General features: G+C 71.1%; 12 protein-coding genes. 5 read left to right on the top strand and 7 right to left on the bottom strand.

Annotated elements, in window-relative coordinates; all coding sequences use genetic code 11:
• Positions 1 to 6: 6 nt before the first annotated feature.
• Positions 7 to 1,320, top strand: a complete 1,314-nt coding sequence (locus tag AB0K25_RS23835; protein WP_219462918.1) for a PHB depolymerase family esterase — start codon at positions 7 to 9, stop codon at positions 1,318 to 1,320.
• A 161-nt stretch (positions 1,321 to 1,481) separates the two neighbouring features.
• Here AB0K25_RS23835 and AB0K25_RS23830 read toward each other — a convergent pair whose 3' ends face one another.
• The 5 genes from AB0K25_RS23830 to AB0K25_RS23810 form a co-directional block, all read right to left on the bottom strand.
• The gene (locus AB0K25_RS23830) at positions 1,482 to 3,311 is read right to left on the bottom strand and encodes an alpha-galactosidase (RefSeq protein WP_219462916.1); all 1,830 of its coding nucleotides are present in this window, start codon (positions 3,309 to 3,311) and stop codon (positions 1,482 to 1,484) included.
• 21 nt (positions 3,312 to 3,332) lie between these two features.
• Positions 3,333 to 4,799, bottom strand: coding sequence for an arabinofuranosidase catalytic domain-containing protein (locus AB0K25_RS23825; protein ID WP_219462914.1), 1,467 nt, complete (start codon positions 4,797 to 4,799; stop codon positions 3,333 to 3,335).
• A gap of 98 nt (positions 4,800 to 4,897) precedes the next feature.
• A complete protein-coding gene (locus tag AB0K25_RS23820; protein ID WP_363822751.1) occupies positions 4,898 to 6,277 on the bottom strand; it encodes a PHB depolymerase family esterase in 1,380 nt (459 codons plus the stop codon).
• Positions 6,278 to 6,641: 364 nt separating this feature from the next.
• Entirely contained in the window at positions 6,642 to 7,625 is a 984-nt protein-coding gene (locus AB0K25_RS23815; protein WP_219462911.1) for a LacI family DNA-binding transcriptional regulator, read from the bottom strand.
• Between the two features lie 575 nt (positions 7,626 to 8,200).
• Positions 8,201 to 9,577 carry a LacI family DNA-binding transcriptional regulator gene (locus AB0K25_RS23810; RefSeq protein ID WP_357534270.1) on the bottom strand — a complete coding sequence of 459 codons (1,377 nt, stop codon included), beginning with the start codon at positions 9,575 to 9,577 and terminating at the stop codon, positions 8,201 to 8,203.
• Positions 9,578 to 9,962: 385 nt separating this feature from the next.
• On the opposite strand from AB0K25_RS23810, the gene AB0K25_RS23805 reads away from it, so the two are divergent.
• Positions 9,963 to 11,534, top strand: a complete 1,572-nt coding sequence (locus AB0K25_RS23805; RefSeq protein ID WP_208566849.1) for a glycoside hydrolase family 27 protein — start codon at positions 9,963 to 9,965, stop codon at positions 11,532 to 11,534.
• Positions 11,535 to 11,852: 318 nt separating this feature from the next.
• Here the strand turns inward: AB0K25_RS23805 and AB0K25_RS23800 are convergent, their stop codons facing one another.
• Together AB0K25_RS23800 and AB0K25_RS23795 are read right to left on the bottom strand one after the other, a co-directional pair.
• Positions 11,853 to 12,791, bottom strand: coding sequence for a family 43 glycosylhydrolase (locus AB0K25_RS23800; RefSeq protein ID WP_363822747.1), 939 nt, complete (start codon positions 12,789 to 12,791; stop codon positions 11,853 to 11,855).
• A 111-nt stretch (positions 12,792 to 12,902) separates the two neighbouring features.
• Positions 12,903 to 13,928, bottom strand: a complete 1,026-nt coding sequence (locus AB0K25_RS23795; protein WP_363822744.1) for a LacI family DNA-binding transcriptional regulator — start codon at positions 13,926 to 13,928, stop codon at positions 12,903 to 12,905.
• Between the two features lie 411 nt (positions 13,929 to 14,339).
• Between AB0K25_RS23795 and AB0K25_RS23790 the strand changes: the two genes are divergently transcribed.
• Genes AB0K25_RS23790 through AB0K25_RS23780 form a run of 3 tightly spaced genes read left to right on the top strand, consistent with a single transcriptional unit; the run spans position 14,340 to position 17,487 of the window.
• Entirely contained in the window at positions 14,340 to 15,698 is a 1,359-nt protein-coding gene (locus AB0K25_RS23790) for an extracellular solute-binding protein (RefSeq protein ID WP_208566758.1), read from the top strand.
• A complete protein-coding gene (locus AB0K25_RS23785) occupies positions 15,695 to 16,666 on the top strand; it encodes a sugar ABC transporter permease (protein ID WP_208566757.1) in 972 nt (323 codons plus the stop codon). Before AB0K25_RS23790 ends, AB0K25_RS23785 begins: the two co-directional genes overlap by 4 nt.
• Positions 16,663 to 17,487, top strand: coding sequence for a carbohydrate ABC transporter permease (locus AB0K25_RS23780; RefSeq protein ID WP_219462904.1), 825 nt, complete (start codon positions 16,663 to 16,665; stop codon positions 17,485 to 17,487). The genes AB0K25_RS23785 and AB0K25_RS23780 overlap by 4 nt, the downstream gene beginning before the upstream one ends.

The following is a 17,487-nucleotide window of genomic DNA, read 5'->3' as shown; positions in this document are numbered from 1 at the left end:
CCGCCGATGAAACCCCGACTCGCACTGCTGGCCGCCGCGCTGGCGACCGCCCTGGCGACCGTCACGGCCGTGGTCGCGGCCCCCAACCCGGCGTCGGCCGCGACGTTGACCCAGGTGACCAACTTCGGCACCAACCCGACCAACCTGCAGATGCACCTGTACGTGCCCGACCGGGTGGCCGCCCGGCCGGCGCTGCTGCTGGCCCTGCACTACTGCACCGGCAGCGGCCCGGCGCTGCACACCGGTTACGGGCTCAGTTCGCTGGCCGACCGCTACGGCTACATCGTGATCTACCCGTCGGTGACCCGCAGCAGCAAGTGCTGGGACGTCTCCTCCCCGCAGGCGCTGCGGCGCAACGGCGGCAGCGACCCCGTGGGCCTCAAGTCGATGATCGACTACGTGCGGAACCGCTACCCGGTCGACGCGAACCGGATCGGCGTCGCCGGGTTCTCCTCCGGCGCGATGATGACCAACGTGATGGCGGGGGTCTATCCGGACGTGTTCAACGCCGGGGTCAGCTCCTCCGGTGTCCCGTTCGGCTGCTTCGCCACCACCAACGGCTCGGAGTGGAACAGCGACTGCTCCGGCGGGCGGATCGTGAAGACCCCCCAGCAGTGGGGTGACCTGGTCCGCAACGCCTACCCCGGCTACACCGGCAAGCGGCCCCGGATGCAGATCTGGCACGGCACCACGGACACCACGCTGAGCTACGTCAACTTCGGCGAGCAGGTCAAGCAGTGGACCAACGTGCTCGGTGTCGCGCAGACCCCCAGCTCCACCGACTACCCGCAGACCAGCGCCACCCGTACCCGCTACGGCGGCACCGGTGGCACCGCGCCGGTGGAGGCGATCAGCTTCCAGGGCTACGGGCACTCCATCCCGTTCGACGCCGCCCAGGCCGTCCGCTTCCTCGGCTTCGACAGCGCCAGCCCCACCACGCCGCCGCCGAACCCGACGACCACCCCGCCGAACCCCACCACCCCGCCGCCGAACCCCACCACGCCGCCGCCGACGACTCCGCCGGCCACGGGCGGGTGTTCGGCGTCGGTGTCGTTGAACTCGTGGACGGGTGGTTTCGTGGCCACGGTGAAGGTGACCGCGGGTTCGTCGGGTACCCGTGGGTGGACGGTGAGCGTGACCCTGCCGGGTGGGACGAGTGTGACCGGGACGTGGTCGGCGACGGCCAGTGGTAACTCCGGGACGGTGCGGTTCACGAACGTGGACTACAACGGTGCGCTCGGTGCCGGTCAGTCGACCGAGTTCGGTTTCCAGGGCACGGGCAGCGCGGCGGGTGTGACCCCGACCTGCACCGCCGCCTGACCGACACGACCGGCGGCTCCGGGCGGCGCACCCCCCGCAGAGGTGCTCCGCCCTGAGCCCCGTCGCGCCCGGACACCCCGGGCGACCTCCGACCGGGCGCAGGGCCGGGTTCACTCCCCGGCCCTGCGCCCTGCCTCACCGACGCAGACCCCTGCGCCGTGTCACACCGGCGTACGCCGCCACTGCTGGTTCGTGCCGGCGCCGCAGGTCCACTGCACGACCTGCACCCCGTCGGTCAGCCCGGCGTTGAGCACGTCGAGACACTTGTTGCTGTGCCGGGCCACCAGCTGCACCTGGCCGTCACCGACGTCCTGGATCCGCCACTGCTGGTTGGTGCCCCCGTTGCAGGTCCACTGCACCACCCGGGCTCCGTCGGCGGTCGTGCCGGCGCCGCCGTAGACGTCGAGGCACTTGCCGCTGTTGACGCTCACCACCGTGGACCAGCCGCCGCCGACGTCCGAGAACCGCCACCGCTGGTTGGCCTGACCGTTCGCGGCCCACTGCACGACGTTCGCGCCGTCGGTCGTGGCGGCGTTGTTGACGTCGAGCAGCTTCGCGCTGTGCCGGGCGGTCAGCGTGTACGTCGTCGGGGTCGGGGTGGTGGTCTGCGGCGTCAGCCGGTAGAGCCCGGCACCGTGGGCGGGCAGCGAACGGCTGAACGTCCCGGTCGAGGTGCCCAGGGCCGCGCCGGACCAGAGGTCGGTGGCGGTGGCCGAGCCGATGCCCAGGTCGGCCAGGTTCACCGACACGGTGGCCGCCGCGCCCTCCCGGTTGAACAGCGCGACGTACCGGTCCGTGCTGTCCGGCACGTCGGCGACCCACACCTGCCGGGTGCCGCCGGTGAGCTGGCGGTTGTTGGCGCTGCGCTGGTCGACCGCCAGCACCGCGCTGTTGGTCATCAACGCCAGCTCCGCCGGCCGGTTCTCCACCAGGTTGCCGCCCCACATCAGCGGCGCCCGGTTGATCACCCAGAGCGACATGAGGGTGCGCTGCTCGTCCGCGCTGAGGTTGGAGTAGCGCGGCGAGCCGACCGGGCCGTGCTTCGACAGCCGACCGATCGGGATCATGTCCGGGTCGGGCCAGGCCCCCGCCCTGCGGTACGGCGTCCAGTTGCGCAACTGGTCGAACAGGGCGTCCACCGACGACCAGTTGTCCCACAGGTCGTTGACGATCCGCCACATGTGCGCGTTGTTCTGCACGTGCGGGCCGGCGGACAGCGGCGTGGCCCCCGGCGACAGGCTCAGCACCATCGGCCGGCCGCTGCGCCCGATCGCCGTCCGGTAACCCTCGACCTCCGCCTGCCGGTAGGTAGGCGCGGCGATGTCGTCGACCTTGACGAAGTCGACGCCCCACCCGGCCAGCAGCTGGAACACCGAGTCGAGGTACGCCTGCGCGCAGGGGTTGGACATGTCCAGCCCCCACATCAGGTTGAGCCAGGCCGCGCTGTTGCCGGCGTCGATCTGGTTGGCGCGGCACGAGGTGCCGAGGATCGGCACGTTGTCCGCGACCGCCTGCCGGGGGATGCCCCGCATCAGGTGGACGCCGAACTTCAGCCCCTGGGCGTGCACGTGGTCGGCCAGCGGTTTGAACCCGTTGTCGCCGGCCGCCGACGGGAACCGGGTGGTGTCGGGCAGCAGCCGCCCGTTGGCGTCCATCCGGAGCCGGGGTTGCAGGTTGGCATCCTGGTTGGGGCTGCCGTTGTGCTGCCCGGGGAAGTACCACGCCCAGTCGACGACGATGTACTGCCAGCCGTACTGGCGCAGGTTGGCGCCCATGTAGTCGGCGTTGGCCCGGACGTCGGCCTCGGTGACGCTCCAGTTGAACGAGTCGTAGCTGTTCCAGCCCATCGGTGGGGTGTCGGCGACGCCGTTGTCCCACGCCTGCGCCGGCTGTGGGCTGCCGACGCCGACCAGGTTCGTCACGAGCAGGACGGTGGCGGCCAGCAGGACCGCCGCCCGTCGGGTCGCTGAATGGATGACACGGTGCTGCATCGGACCTCCTCGATCACCGGGTCAGCGGTAGCCGGCGGCGGTGATGTTGGCCTGTACCGCGTTCTCGGTGGCGTCCGACGGGTAGCCGGCGACCATCGCCCCCTCGTAGAAGGTGCCGACGCTCTGGTTGGTGTTGTCGATGCAGCAGTCCCCGCCGCTGCCCAGGATGATCGCGCCCTGCTTCTTCATCGGGCTGTACCCGCGCGGCAGCGACCCGTCATAGAGGGTGTAGAGGCTGCCGGACTGGGCGTTGCTGCCCTTGATGGCGAACCGGGAGGTGCCGTTGTTCTTCAGGGTGGCGGTGACGAACTTGCTGGTGAACGCCCGCTGGTTGGAGTTCCAGGAGCTGCTGCCGCCGGGGTAGAGGCCGTACTCCAGGTCGGCCTGCACCCAGGGGCCGGAGCCGGAGCAGCCACCGAACCAGCAGCTGGTGCCGAAGTAGATCGCGTCCATCGCGCCCGCGCCGTCGGCCCGCCGGGTGGTCTCGCTGTTGCCGTAGTCGAAGCAGCAGCCGCTGTTGACGTGGGTGCCGCTGGTGACCATGTACATGCCCTCCGGCGCGGCGCCGGTCGGCACCCCGGTCAGGTGACCGTCACGCCAGTAGCTGCTCTTACCGGGGATGTAGAGCGAGTACACCTTGTCGCCGCCGACCGTCAGCGACTCCTTGTTCGCCACCGCCGGCTGGACGGCGCCACCGACCCCGCCGGCACCCTGGTAGCCGAGGTTGTTGCCGCGTCCGGACTGGTCGAAGATGATCGTGATGACGCAGGTGGTGTTCGCGCAGAAGCTGTCCTGGCTGGCGGCGTTGGCCCGCCCGCCCGGCGACAGCACGCCGATGTTGCGGGTGGTGTTGTCCGAGGACCGGCGCACCTGGTAGAGCGAGCCGTTGTAGGCGGCGTAGAGCGCCCGGGTGGTGCTGTGCGCCGCGATGCAGGCGGTGCCCCCGGCGGCGTAGATGTCACACGGCTGGCTGGTGCCCGGCGGTGGGGTGGTCGGTGGCGGGGTGGTGGGCGGCGGTGTGGTCGGCGGGGGCGTGGTCGGCGGTGGTCCGGTGGTCGGGTTCACCCCGCCGGTGCAGGTGGTGCCGTTGAGGCTGAACGAGGTGGGGGCGGGGTTGCTGCCGGTCCACGCGCCGTTGAAGCCGAAGCTGGCGGTGCCGTTGGTGGGGATCGTGGCGTTGTAGCTGGCGTTGGTGACGGTGACCTGGGCGCCGGCCTGGGTGTAGCTGCCGTTCCACAGCTGGGTGATGGTCTGTCCGGCGGCGTAGTTCCAGGTCAGTCGCCACCCGTTCACCGCGTCACCGAGGTTGGTGATGGTGACGTTGGCGCCGAAGCCGCCCTGCCAGGACGAGCTGACCGCATAGCTGACCTGGCATCCGGCGGCAGCCGCCGAGGCTTCGGTCTGGGCGGCGACGGCACCGACGAGCAGGAGGGTGGTGGTGGCGGCGACCAGCGCCGGCCGCCGACGGAGGAATCGGGTTTCTGGCACGGGAGCTCCTGATGATGACTGGACGGTGCGGTACGCCCTGGCAGGGCGGGGACGGATCACCCCTCGACGCGGTGCGGGGGGGCTGCGGTCGCGGCGGTTCAGGCGACCACGCAGGTCGCCCCGTTCAGGGTGAATGCCGTGGGGGCGGCGGCGTTGCCGGTGTGGGTGGCCTGGAATCCGATAGTGGTCGACGCTCCGGGGGCCAGCGTGCCGTTGTAACTGACGTTCGTGGCGGTGACCTGGCCGCTGGCCGGTGCGTAGCTGGCGTTCCAGCCGCCGGTGATGACCTGCCCGGCGGGCAGGGTGAACCCGAGGGACCAGCCGTTGAGCGTCGTGCTGGCGGTGTTGACGATGGTGATGCTGGCGGTCAGCCCGCTGTTCCACGCGCTGATCGTGTCGGTGACCCGGCAGGCACCCGACTGCGACGTCGGCGTGGGCGTCGGGGTCGAGGTCGGGGTGACCGTCGGCGTGGGGGTCGGGGTGACCGTCGGCGTCGGCGTCGGCGTGGGGGTGGGCGTGGGGCTGGCGGTGGGGGTGGGGGTGGGCGCGCTACCGTCCAGGCCGAGGAAGGTGATGGCGTACGCGAGCTGTCCGGCCATCGGCAGCTGGTGACCCACCCCGGCGATGCTGATCCCCTCGACGGGAGCCTGCGGGCCCGTCCCGCCGTAGCGGGTGCGCGTCCAGGACGACTGGGGACGGTCGGTGGCGGTGGGCGTGGTGCTCAACCCGTGCAGGTTGGTCCACTGCTTGATCTCCTCGCCGTAGTTGGGGTAGGCGAGGGTGGTGTCGGTGACGCCGTGCCACAACTGCATCCGGGGATAACGGCCCGTGTACCCGGGGTACATCGCGCGGGCCTGGTCGCCCCACTGTTGCGCCGTCTTGATCACCGTGCCGCCGGAGCAGCGGCTGTTCCACAGCGATCCGTCGGTGGTGGCGAAGCAGCCGGCCGGCACCCCGGAGAACGCCGACGCGGCGGAGAAGACGTCGGGGTACTGCGCGGCGAGCACATTGGTCATCATCGCCCCGGAGGAGAACCCGGAGACCACGATCCGCGCCGGGTCGACGTTGTAGCGCTGCCGGGCGTACGCGACCATCGACATGATCCCGGTCGAGTCGCCGCCACCGTTGCGGGTGAGGGCGGCCGGGGTGGAGACGTCGAAGCAGCTTCCGCTGCGGGTGGCCTCGGGCACCACGATGAGGTAGCCGTAGCGGTCGGCGGCGGTCACGTAGTCGTGCCCGTTGCCGTTGAAGATCCCGCTGGCCGAACCGCTGCAGTAGTGCACCAGGAGCAGCAGCGCCGGGCGGGGCGCGAGGGTGCTCGGGGCGTACAGGTACATGTTGAGGTTGGTGGGGTTGTTGCCGAATCCGGTCACTCTGGTCAGGGTCGCCGCGGTCGCGGGCTGCGCCGTCATCAGGACGGTGGATGCCGCGATTGCGAGGACGACGGCTGCCAGCGCGGCGCGCAGACTGCCCTTCATCGGTGGCCTTTCTTTCAGGGGGTGGAGATCGCCGCGCCGGGAGGCGGTGCGGGCGTCGCGTCCGGTCGTCGACCCTTGGGCGCGGACGGCGGTGGCGCGATCCGGTGGCGCGGACCGCTGTGCGCCGGTCGTAGCCGTCCGGCCCTTCGTGGCGTCGGCGTCGGCTCCGCCTACGGTCGGACGAGCGGCCACCCGGCCATCCGGAGTCCGTACCCGATAAATCGACGATCGTCCATTACGTTAACGTTAACAAGAAGTGCTGTCCAGAGCCGGACAGCACTGTGCGGGGCGGGTCGCCGCCAGTCTGGTCAGCGCGGCACGGCGGGTGGACACGCCACCGCGGCGACCGGTGACGGTCCGCCCGTCACCGGGGCGCGGCGACGCTGTCCCGGGTGATCAGGGTGGGGGAGATGGTCTGCCGCAGCGTGTGGTCGACGCCTGCGTCGATCTGCGTCAGCAGCAGGCCGAGGCTGGCCTCGGCCACGGTGTCGAAGTCCGGCCGGACGGTGGTCAACGGCGGGATGAAGTACGCGGCGTCCGGGACGTCGTCGAAACCGACGACGCTGACCTCCTCCGGCACCCGCCGGCCGTGTTCGTGCAGCGCGTGCAGCACGCCCAGCGCGAGATCGTCGTTGGCCGTGAAGATCGCGGTGACCTCAGGGGTCCGGGCCAGCATCTGGCCGCACCGGTATCCCGAGGCGGCGGACCAGTCCGCCTGCAACACCGGGGGAACCTCCGCACCGGCGGCCTGCAACGTCTCCCGCCAGCCGGCGAGACGCCCCGCGCTGTCGAACCAGTCGGCCGGGCCCGACACGTGCCAGACCGTCCGGTGACCCGCGTCGAGCAGGTGCCGGGTGGCCAACCGGCCCCCCTCCACCTGGTCGATGGTGACCAGCGGCACCGGACGGCGGGGGTCGCCGTCCACGGTGACCAGCGGGATGTCGGTGGGAAGGCACTCCAGCGCCTCGCCGGCGGACTCCACCGGTGCGATCACCACGATCCCGGCGACCCGGTGGGCCAGGTGCCGCTCGACGACGGCGGTGATGGAGGTACGGTCCAGGTTGCGGACGCTACCGACGCTGACGGCGAAGCCGGCCTCGGCCGCGGCGAGTTCGAAAGCGGACAGCAGGGACGCCGGGCCGTAGAGGGTGGTGTTGAGCGCCACCACACCGAGCACCTGCGATCGCCCGGTGACCAGGGTGCGGGCGGCCCGGTTCGGGCGGTAGCCGAGCTCGGTGATCGCGGCCTGGACCCGTAGGCGGGTCTGTTCCCGCACGTGGGGATGTCCGTTGAGGACCCGCGACACGGTCTGGTGGGAAACTCCGGCGAGGCGGGCCACGTCTCTCATCGCAGGAGCGCGCACAGTAATCCCACACCTCTCGGTCCGCCCCGCAGCCCGCTGACGGCGAAGCGGCCCGGCCCGGCGTCCGATGAGGGACGTCGGACACGAGGCATGGGCGTGCACGCCGTGGACAACGCTGGATCAGCGAGAGTCTACGCGGCGTGTCGCCCTGATTGGGTCGGCGACGCGGCCGAGTGTCGCCGGCGTGCCGTGATATTCGTCATCACGGATCGCAGGCGGTAGGCGAACTGGCGGTGACGGGTCCCTCTGGCCCTCCCTCGCTCCTCGAAGGTCACTGTCCTACGCCGTGTCGGGCCGGCCAGCCGTGCCGGACGACGGACCTGACCTGGACCCGCACGCCGTACCAGACGTCGGGCGGTGCGCCACCGGTGGAACCGGAGGACACCGTGACCAGGGCGACCGCACCACGACGACCTGCCGTATCGATCGAACCGGATGCTACTCGAAACCGTTCGGCAACGACAAGGACAGGTTTCGAGGACCCGCCCCGGCAACCGCCCCGGACCGGCCGCGCCGCCCCGGACCGGCCGCGCCGCCCCGGACCGGCCGCGCCGAGCGGGTCAGTGCGCCGGTGCCGCCGCGGTGCTGCCCCGCACCACCAGCGTGGTGGCCAGTTCGACCCGGGTCTGCGTGAGGTTCTCGTTGGCGGCCAGGGTCAGCACCATCCGCGTCGCGGCGGCGGCCATCTCGGTCAGCGGCTGCCGCACCGAGGTCATCGGCGGTCCGCAGAACATGGTGTACGGGATGTCGTCGAAGCCCACCACGCTGAGGTCCTGGGGGATCCGTCGGCCGGCCAACCGGGCCGCCTCGTAGACGCCGAGCGCCTGCAGGTCGTTGCCGCACACTATCGCCGTGGGCGTGGGGTTCTGCCGGAGCAGTTCCTGGCCGAGGCTGAGACCGTCCTCGAAGGAGAACCAGTGGCCGAAGCGCAGCCGGCGCGCGGGCAGCCCGGCTCCCGCCGCCTCCAACGCCGCCCGGGCACCGTCCAGGCGGGCCTTGGCGCACAGCCGTTCGGTCGGCCCGGAGATCACCCCGACCTGCCGATGCCCCAGGTCGAGTACGTGCCGGGCGGCCTCGAAACCACCGCTCCAGTTGGTCGTCGTCACCGACGGGACGGCGTGCAGTGGCGGCTCGCCCGTGGGATCGATGACGACCAGGGGGATCGCGCTCGCCGCCAGCAGGGCGTGCTGTTCGGAGGTGAAGCCGAGATTCACCGCGATCACTCCGGTCGGGCGACGGGCCAGCAGGTCGCGGGCCCAGAACCGCCCCTCCGAGACCTGGCGGCGGGCGTCGATGAAGCCGACGGCGAGCCGGTGCGCCCCGGCGACCTGCTGCACCCCCTGCATGATCAGCACCGCCAGGTTGCTCTGCATGCCGTAGAAGACCACCTCCACGCTGGCGTTCGGGGTGCCCAGTTCGGGGCGGCGGTAGCCGTGCTCGCGTAGCAGCGACTCCACCCGGGCCCGGGTCTCCGCCGCGACCCCGGTGCGGCCGTTGAGGACCTTGGACACGGTGGGCGCCGAGACGTCCGCCAGTTGGGCGATCGTGGTCAGCGTCGGTTCGCCCCGGCGTCGGCTGCGTCGTGGCGCCCCGGCCGGCCTGCCGACCGTCGGGGTGGTGGTACGCGCGGGGTCCGCCGCGGCGGTTGCCGGGGGGACGGCGGCGGGGGGCCCGGGGGTGCCACCCGACCTGCCGGCCACCGGGTCGCCGGTCGGGGCGGCAGGCGTGGGCTGTCGTCGTACCCGGTCGAGCAGCCGGCTGCGGACGGCTTCGGCGTGGCGGGCCGCGACCGGGCCGGCGGGCACGGTCTCGGTGAGGTAGCGCCGACGCTTCGACACGGGGTCGATCCCGGCGTACACCCGCACCCGGAGCGAGCCGCTGGGAAGCTGCTCGATCTCGCCGCGAGCGCGCCGTCCGCGTCTGGAGCTATCTGACATGGAGCCAGCGTATTCGATGTCAGGCGGTGCAGATAGCTCCACGATGGCTCCATGTCGCACTGCTGCGTCCCGCGTCCCGGCGTGGTCCGCAGCCCTCGGGGGGCCGCCGGTGGGCCGACCTGCCGACGCCCGGTGATAGAGCGGTAAAAATATGGAAGCAGTTGAATACGCTGAAACGCTTACGTAACATGAGGGGCCGTTGTTAGCGCTCACACCGAGCCGTTCGAGCGCTCACACCCGGGGTGGTTCGAGCCGACTCCCGGACGTCCCGCCCGACGCGGCACCACTGATTGGAGACTTCGTGAAGCGATTCGTGCGAGCCCGGAGCTGGGGGCGGGCGCTGGCGGCCGGTCTGCTCCTGGCCGGCGTCCTGGTGGGCATCCGGATGCCGGTGGCGCAGGCACTGGACAACGGGACGGCCCGGACCCCGCCGATGGGCTGGAACAGTTGGAACTCCTTCGGCTGCAACATCAACGAGGCGCTGATCCGGCAGACGGCCGACGCGCTGGTCAGCAGCGGTATGCGGGATCTGGGCTACCAGTACGTCGTGGTCGACGACTGCTGGTTCAACCCCAACCGGGACTCGGCGGGCAACCTCCAGGGTGACCCGACCCGGTTCCCCTCCGGGATGAAGGCGCTCGGCGACTACATCCACGCCCGGGGGCTGAAGTTCGGCATCTACCAGGTGCCGGTCGACAAGACCTGCGCCCAGTACTTCAACTCCTACCCCGGCGCCACCGGCAGCCAGGGCCACGAGGTGCAGGACGCCCGGCAGTTCGCCAACTGGGGCGTCGACTATCTCAAGTACGACTGGTGCTCGCCGAATGGCTCCATCGACCAGCAGGTCACCACGTTCGCCAAGATGCGCGACGCCCTGGCCGCCACCGGCCGGCCGATCGTCTACAGCATCAACCCCAACAGCATCCACGCCAAGACCGGCCCGCAGCGCAACTGGGGCGACGTGGCGAACATGTGGCGCACCACCGAGGACATCACCAACACCTGGAACAGTGGCCAGACCAACGGCTACCCGATGGGCATCCAGAACATCATCGACGTCAACGTGCCGCTGGCCCCGTACGCGAAGCCCGGCGCCTTCACCGACCCCGACATGATGGAGGTGGGCCGGGGCGGCATGACCGACACCGAGATGCGCAGCCACTTCGCGATGTGGGCGATCATGGCCTCGCCCCTGATCGCCGGCAACGACGTCCGGTCGATGAACTCCGCCACGCAGACCATCCTCAAGAACGCGAACCTGATCGCCATCAACCAGGACGCGCTGGCGTTGCAGGGCGCCCAGGTCTCCTTCGACGGCACCCGCCGGGTGCTGGCCAAGCGGCTCGCCAACGGCGACGTCGCGGTCGCCCTGTTCAACCAGGGTGGCTCGACGACGACGATCTCCACCACCGCCGCCGCCATCGGCAAGTCCGGCTCCTCCTTCACCCTGGTCGACGCCTGGACCAACGCGAGCACCACCAGCACCGGCACCATCTCCGCGAGTGTGCCGTCGCACGGCACGGTGGTGTACCGGGTCAGCGGCGGTGGCACCGCCCCGCCGCCGACGACGCCGCCGTCCACCGCGGGCGCGCTGGCCAGCGTCGCCTCCGGTCGGTGCCTCGACGTCCCGCAGAGCAGCACCGCCAACGGCACCCAACCGGTGATCTGGGACTGCAACGGGGCTGCCAACCAGCGCTGGACGGCCAACGGCCAGACCCTCCAGTCCCTCGGTAAGTGCCTGGACGCGCCGACCAACGCCACCGCCGGCACCAAGGCCCAGATCTGGGACTGCAACGGTGGGACCAACCAGCAGTGGACGTTCAACGCCAACGGCACGATCAGCAGCGTGCAGTCCGGCCTCTGCCTCGACGTGAACAACAACGGCACCGCCAACGGCACCACGGTGCTGCTCTGGTCGTGCACCGGGGCGGCCAACCAGCGCTGGACCCGCCGCTGACCGACCGGCCGCCGCCGTCCGCCCGCTGCCGGTCCGGGCACCGGGCGGGCGGACGCCGGTGAGCGGCCCCGGACCCGGACGGCGTGGTGCGGACGCCGTCCGGGTCAGGTCCGCTTGCGCGTCCGTCCGTCCGGCACGGCGGTGGCCGCCCCCGCGTCCAACCCGGCACGGTGGTGGCCGTCTCCGAGCCCGCCCGGCGCGGTGGTGGCCGCCCCCGCGTCCAACCCGGCACGGTGGTGGCCGTCTCCGAGCCCGCCCGGCGCGGTGGTGGCCGCATCCGCCCGTACCGCTGCGGCCGGGTGGTGACCGCAGGAACGCTCAGTCGGCCGTGCCGGTGGCGGTCAACCCGTCCCCGGCGCGGTAACGGACCGCGATCGGATCGCTCAGCGCACCGACGAACTCCCCGTCGACGTGGTCGTGGAATCCGATGAGGGACCAGTCCCCGGCCGGCCCGGGGACCAGCCGGGGCGCGTAGAGGTGCGGGTGCGGGAACGGGCGGGCCGAGGCGATGTCCCACGGGCCGCGTACGTCGTGACCCTCCGCCACCCAGATGCGGTGGCCGTCGTGGCGGGTGCCGGCGGCGTCGGTGGAGAACAGCAGCAGGGGCTGCCCGTCGACGACGGCGACCTGGGGGACCTCCAGGTGCCCGAAGCCGGCCGGGATCGACAGCGGCGGTTGGACGGTCCAGTTCACCAGGTCCGGTGAGGTGGCGTGACCGACGACCCCGCGTGCCTCGGTCGGCCCGGTGTTGATCCGGGCGGTGACGAGCATGTGCCAGCCGGCGCCGTCCGGATCGGGGAACACCCACGGGTCGCGCCAGGCGTGCTCGTACCACAGCGTCCGGTCGAGCAGTTCGTACCAGGTGGGGTCGGCTTCGACGAGCGGCCCGTCGCCGTGCCGGCGCCAGGTGGTCAGGTCGTCGGAGACGGCCAGGCCGATCCGCTGGACCAGCCCGTCCTCGGCGCGGCCGACCCCGGTGTAGAACAGGTACCACCGCCCGTCCGGGCCGCGCACGGTGCAGCCCGTCCAGGTCGCGAGGTCGTCCCAGCTCGGCGCGTCGGCCGGGACGAGCGCGTCGGCGACCAGGTGCCAGGTGTGCAGGTCGGTCGAGACGGCGTGGCCGATCGTGGCGCGGCGGTGCCGGCGGTGCGGGTCGTGCAGGGCACGGGAGGCGCGCAGGAAGAACGCGTGCCACCGGTCGTTGTCGTCCCGGGCGTACCAGCTGTCCCACACCCAGTGGTCGGGTAGACGTAGCATGGCGGGGAAGCTAGCACTAAATCGGTTTAGCGACCAGTTCGGGTGACCAGCGGCCGGTGGTGGGAGCGCTGCGGCGGGCATCTGCCCGGCGGTCGCGCCGGGGGGTCCCGGCTATCCGGCCGGGATGGCCACGGACCGGCGGCGACGCAGCGGCATGGGGACGAGGGACGGTTCGGCGTCGCCGCCGTCGAGGAGGATCTCGACGGCCCGCCGCCCCATCTGCTCGTGCGGCAGAGCGGTGGTGGACAGGCCGGGGCGCAACCAGGCGGCGATCGGGTCGTCGTCGAACGAGACCACCGAGAGGTCGTCCGGGACGGTCAGCCCGGCCTCGGCGAGCGCCTGGTAGGCGCCGAACGCGAGCCGGTCGTTCATGCAGATGATCGCGGTCGGCCGGGTGGGCCGGCCCAGCAGCGTGCGCATGGCGGCGTAGCCGTGTTCGGGCAGCCACTCGGCGCAGAAGCACTCGGTCAGCAGCTCGACTCCGGCGGCACCGAGCGCCTGGTGCACGCCGCGCAGCCGGGCCCGGGCCGCCAGGGAGACCTCCTCGTCGTCCTCCTTGAGACGGTTGCGGCCGATCAGCGCGATCCGGTCGCGGTGGCCCTGGTCGAGCAGGGTGGTGGCGACGGTGCGGCCGGCCCGCTCGTCGTCGGGGAGCACGCAGGGCAGGTCGTCCGGGCTGGTGGCGTTGAGCAGCACCACCGGGCCGCCGAGGATGGCCGCCGGGACGGTCAGCCGCCGGGTCGCCATCGCGGCGTAGATCACCCCGTCGACCTGCCGGTCGAGCATCGCCTCGATGGCGTACTGCTCGAAGGTGGCGTCGCCCTGCGTCTCGGTGATGAGCAGCACGTGGTCGCGCTCCCGGGCCGCGTCGAGCGCGCCGCGGATGAGGCCGCCGGCGAACCGGGTGGTGGCGACGATGTCGGAGACGAACGCGATGGTGGCGGTCTTGCGGGTACGCAGGCTCCGGGCCGCCAGGTTGGGCCGGTAGCCCAGCTCCTCGGCGGCGGCGAAGACGCGCTGGTGCGCCTCGGCCGACAGCCGGGTGCCCTCCCGGCCGTTGAGGACCATCGACGCGGCGGTCTTGGACAGCCCGGCCCGTCGCGCGACATCGGCCAGGGTTGCTCTGTTGCGGCCCATCAGTCCTCCGAATCGGCGGCGGCGTCGCGGCCGTCGCTCCCGCCCATCATGATGCGTGGTCCGGCCGGGCCCGGTGCCGGCGGTCACCCCGGGTGTGTGTCGGTGACCACCCGCGACGGCCGGTGGGGCGGGTGGCTGAGCGTGAACCGGATGTTTCCGGACCGTTGCCAATTGGTCCTTGACAGCTCAGGTCGCCGCGCGCATGCTCTGCTAAATCAGTTTAGCGGCTACTTTTGACAGGTCGGGCGGCACCCTCGGTGACCCCCGGCGTGGTCATCGGTAACGACATCGCGTGCTGCGGCGGCATGCCGACGGCGACGTACTGTTGCGGCTGGTCACCCACCGTGACGACCCGCCGACCCGGCCCGTACCGCGGCCGGGGCACGCACGGAAGAGTCGAGGAGTCCTCAATTGGCTACACCACTGGCAAGGTTCTCCCGCCGGACGGCGCTCCTGGCCCCCGTGCTGGCGTTGGGGCTGGCCGCCACGGCGTGCAGCGCACCCGGTGCGGACGAGTCGCCGCGCGCCGGGTCCGACGCCGCCGTCAGCACCGAGCTGGGCAGCGACCCGATCACCCTGGAGATGTACGCCGAGACCGGCTTCCCGCTGGCCAAGGCGCTGGCCGACGAGTTCACCAAGCAGCACCCGAACGTCAAGTTCAACATCCGCGAGGACCAGTTCACGGTCATCGTGGAGAACGCGCCCCGGGTGATGGCCTCGGACAACTCGCCGGACATCATCCGGCTCCCCACCATGGTCGACCTGGTCAAGGACGACCTGCTCAAGAACCTCGACCCCTACTTCACCGCGTACGGCTGGGACAAGTTCCCCGCCTCCCAGTTGGTGCAGCTGCGGGTCGGCGAGGGCGGCACCACCCGGGGCACCGGCTCGCTGTGGGGGATGGGCCTCGGCTACAGCGTCACCGGGGTGTTCTACAACAAGAAGCTCGCCGAGCAGGTCGGGATGACCCAGCCGCCGGCCACCATCGCCGAGTTCGAGCAGCTGCTGGCCAAGGCCAAGACCGCCGGCGTGCAGCCGATCATGCAGTTCAACAAGAACACCGCGGGCATCAACTTCCCGCACCAGGCGTTGCAGAACCAGTTCGGTGACCCGGCCCAGGTGGCCGACTGGATCTTCCAGAAGCCGGGCGCGACGTTCGACACTCCGGCCGCGCTGAAGGCCACCCAGACCATCCAGAAGTGGGCCCAGGCCGGCTACTTCCCCAAGGACGCCAACGCCCTGGACTACGCGAGCATGGTGGGCGAGTTCCAGAAGAACAACGGCCTGTTCATGTTCAACGGCGACTGGGAGTCGGCCAACCTCGACAAGACGATGCCCGGCAACGTGGGCTTCTTCCTGTTCCCGAGCGAGTCGGCCGGCGGCAAACACGTGGCGATGTCCGCCCCGAACACCTTCGGCATCAGCGCCAAGGCCAAGAACCCCGACGCCGCCGCGTTCTTCCTGAACTGGGCGCACACCAACCCCACCGCCCGGGAGATCGCCGTCAAGATCGGCGGCTCCAGCCCGGGTGGCCCGAGCGACCTGGCCGTGCCGGCCGCCGCGCCGAACACCGTGCTGGCCGAGACGCTCAAGGCGTCGCAGCAGCTCGGTGAGGAGAACGGCGCGGTGGACTTCACCGCGAACGCCACCGGTGGCATCTTCGCCGCCGCGATCACCCCGGAGATGCAGAAGCTGATCGCCGGTCAGCAGACCCCCGAGGGGTACGTCAAGGCGGTCCAGGCCGAGTACGCGAAGGAACTCTCCCGATGACGTCTGCCTTCGGCAGCGCACCGGTCGGGCGGGGTGACCCGGTGTCCACACCGGCTCGTCCCACCCGTCCCTCCGCCGCGCGGGCCCCCCGGAAACGGTGGGCCCGCGCGGGCGGGACGGGCTGGCTCTTCGTCCTGCCCGCAGTCGTGATGTACGCCGCCTTCGTCCTTCGTCCACTCGTGCTGACCATCCAGTACTCGTTCTACAACTGGAACGGCATCGGGGTGGCCCGCTGGGCGGGACTGGACAACTACCTGACCGTGTTCACCGACAGCGACCTGCTGAAGATCATCGGCAACGCGCTCGTCCTGATCGTCTTCTTCAGTTTCGTCCCGGTCGCGCTCGGCCTGCTGGTGGCCAGCCTGGTCCGCCGCATCACCACCGGCGCGTTCGGCACCGTGGTGCGTACGGTGCTGTTCCTGCCCCAGGTCATCCCCCTGGTGGCGGCGGGTATCGCGTGGAGCTGGCTGCTGTCGTCCAACGGCCTGATCAACCAGCTGCTGCGCGCGGTCGGCCTGGGCGGGGTGGCCCGCGCCTGGCTCGGTGACTTCGACACCGCGCTGCCCGCCGTCGGCGTCATCGGCGCCTGGGTGCTGCTCGGCCTCTGCACGATCCTGCTGGTGACCGGGATGAGCAAGATCGATCCCGCGTTGTACGAGGCGGCCCGCCTCGACGGCGCCGGCCCGATCCGGGAGTTCTTCGCCGTCACCCTGCCCAGCCTGCGCCAGGAGATCGGGGTCTGCCTGACGGTGACCATCATCGCCGCCCTGGCCAGCTTCGACATCGTCTACATCTCGACCAGTGGCGGTCCCGGCCTGCAGACCACCGTGCCGGGCCTGGAGATCTACCGGCTGGCCTTCTCGCAGCGCCAGGTCGGTCTCGCCTCCGCGTTGGCCGTCGTGCTGATGCTGCTGGTGCTGCTCTGCGTGCTGCCGATCCAGCGACTGACCCGGGGGGACAAGTCATGAACCTGAGCCGGCGCGAGAACCTGACCGGCCGGATCTTCCTGCTCGTCCTGGTCGTGGTCACCCTGCTGCCGTTCGTCAGCATGCTCTCCGCGGCGTTGCAGCCCCGGGGCACCGTGCCCAGCGGCCTGGCCTGGCCGTCGGACCCGCAGTGGGGCAACTTCGCCGACGCGTTCACGGTGGCGAACATGGGTGCGCTGCTGCGCTCCAGCCTGCTCATCGTGGCCGGCGTCGTGCCGGTCTCGGTGCTGATCGCCACCATGGCCGGTTTCGGGCTGGGCCAGCTGCGGGTCCCCGGTGGCCGGATCGTGTTCGGTCTGCTGCTACTCGGGCTGACCCTGCCGTTCGAGGCGGTGGTCACCCCGCTCTACTACCAGATGCAGGACCTCGGCCTGCTCAACACCCGGTGGGCGATCATCCTGCCGTTGATCGGGCTCTACATGCCGTTCGCGGTCTTCTGGATGCGGGCGCACTTCAGCAACGTGCCGGTCGAGTTGTCCGAGGCGGCCCGGGTCGACGGCAGCAGCACCTGGCAGCTGTTCTGGCGGGTCCAGGTGCCGCTCGCCCGGCCGGCCATCGCGTCGCTGACCATCCTGATGTTCCTCTGGACGTGGAACCAGTTCCTGCTGGCCATCGTCCTGGTCGACGATCCGGCCAAGCGGACGATGGCGGGTGCGCTCGGGGCGTTCCAGGGGCAGTGGGGCACCGACCTGGTGCTGCTGTGCGCCGGCTCGCTGCTGATCCTCACCCCGACCCTGATCGTCTTCCTGATCTTCCAGCGTCAGTTCATCAAGGCCCTGATCCAGGGCTCACTGAAGGGATAG

This window comes from Micromonospora sp. NPDC049257, from assembly GCF_040678915.1.
Taxonomy (GTDB): Bacteria; Actinomycetota; Actinomycetes; order Mycobacteriales; family Micromonosporaceae; genus Micromonospora; species Micromonospora antibiotica.
This window is presented reverse-complemented; position numbering and strand designations above follow the sequence as displayed.

What these genes read in the sequence shown, in the direction of transcription:
- AB0K25_RS23830 (WP_219462916.1), bottom strand. Translation starts at nt 3,311, where the DNA reads ATGCAGCACCGTGTCATCCATTCAGCGACCCGACGGGCGGCGGTCCTG.
- AB0K25_RS23815 (WP_219462911.1), bottom strand. Translation starts at nt 7,625, where the DNA reads ATGAGAGACGTGGCCCGCCTCGCCGGAGTTTCCCACCAGACCGTGTCG.
- AB0K25_RS23780 (WP_219462904.1), top strand. Translation starts at nt 16,663, where the DNA reads ATGAACCTGAGCCGGCGCGAGAACCTGACCGGCCGGATCTTCCTGCTC.
- AB0K25_RS23800 (WP_363822747.1), bottom strand. Translation starts at nt 12,791, where the DNA reads ATGCTACGTCTACCCGACCACTGGGTGTGGGACAGCTGGTACGCCCGG.
- AB0K25_RS23785 (WP_208566757.1), top strand. Translation starts at nt 15,695, where the DNA reads ATGACGTCTGCCTTCGGCAGCGCACCGGTCGGGCGGGGTGACCCGGTG.
- AB0K25_RS23795 (WP_363822744.1), bottom strand. Translation starts at nt 13,928, where the DNA reads ATGGGCCGCAACAGAGCAACCCTGGCCGATGTCGCGCGACGGGCCGGG.
- AB0K25_RS23810 (WP_357534270.1), bottom strand. Translation starts at nt 9,577, where the DNA reads ATGTCAGATAGCTCCAGACGCGGACGGCGCGCTCGCGGCGAGATCGAG.
- AB0K25_RS23820 (WP_363822751.1), bottom strand. Translation starts at nt 6,277, where the DNA reads ATGAAGGGCAGTCTGCGCGCCGCGCTGGCAGCCGTCGTCCTCGCAATC.
- AB0K25_RS23835 (WP_219462918.1), top strand. Translation starts at nt 7, where the DNA reads ATGAAACCCCGACTCGCACTGCTGGCCGCCGCGCTGGCGACCGCCCTG.
- AB0K25_RS23805 (WP_208566849.1), top strand. Translation starts at nt 9,963, where the DNA reads ATGCCGGTGGCGCAGGCACTGGACAACGGGACGGCCCGGACCCCGCCG.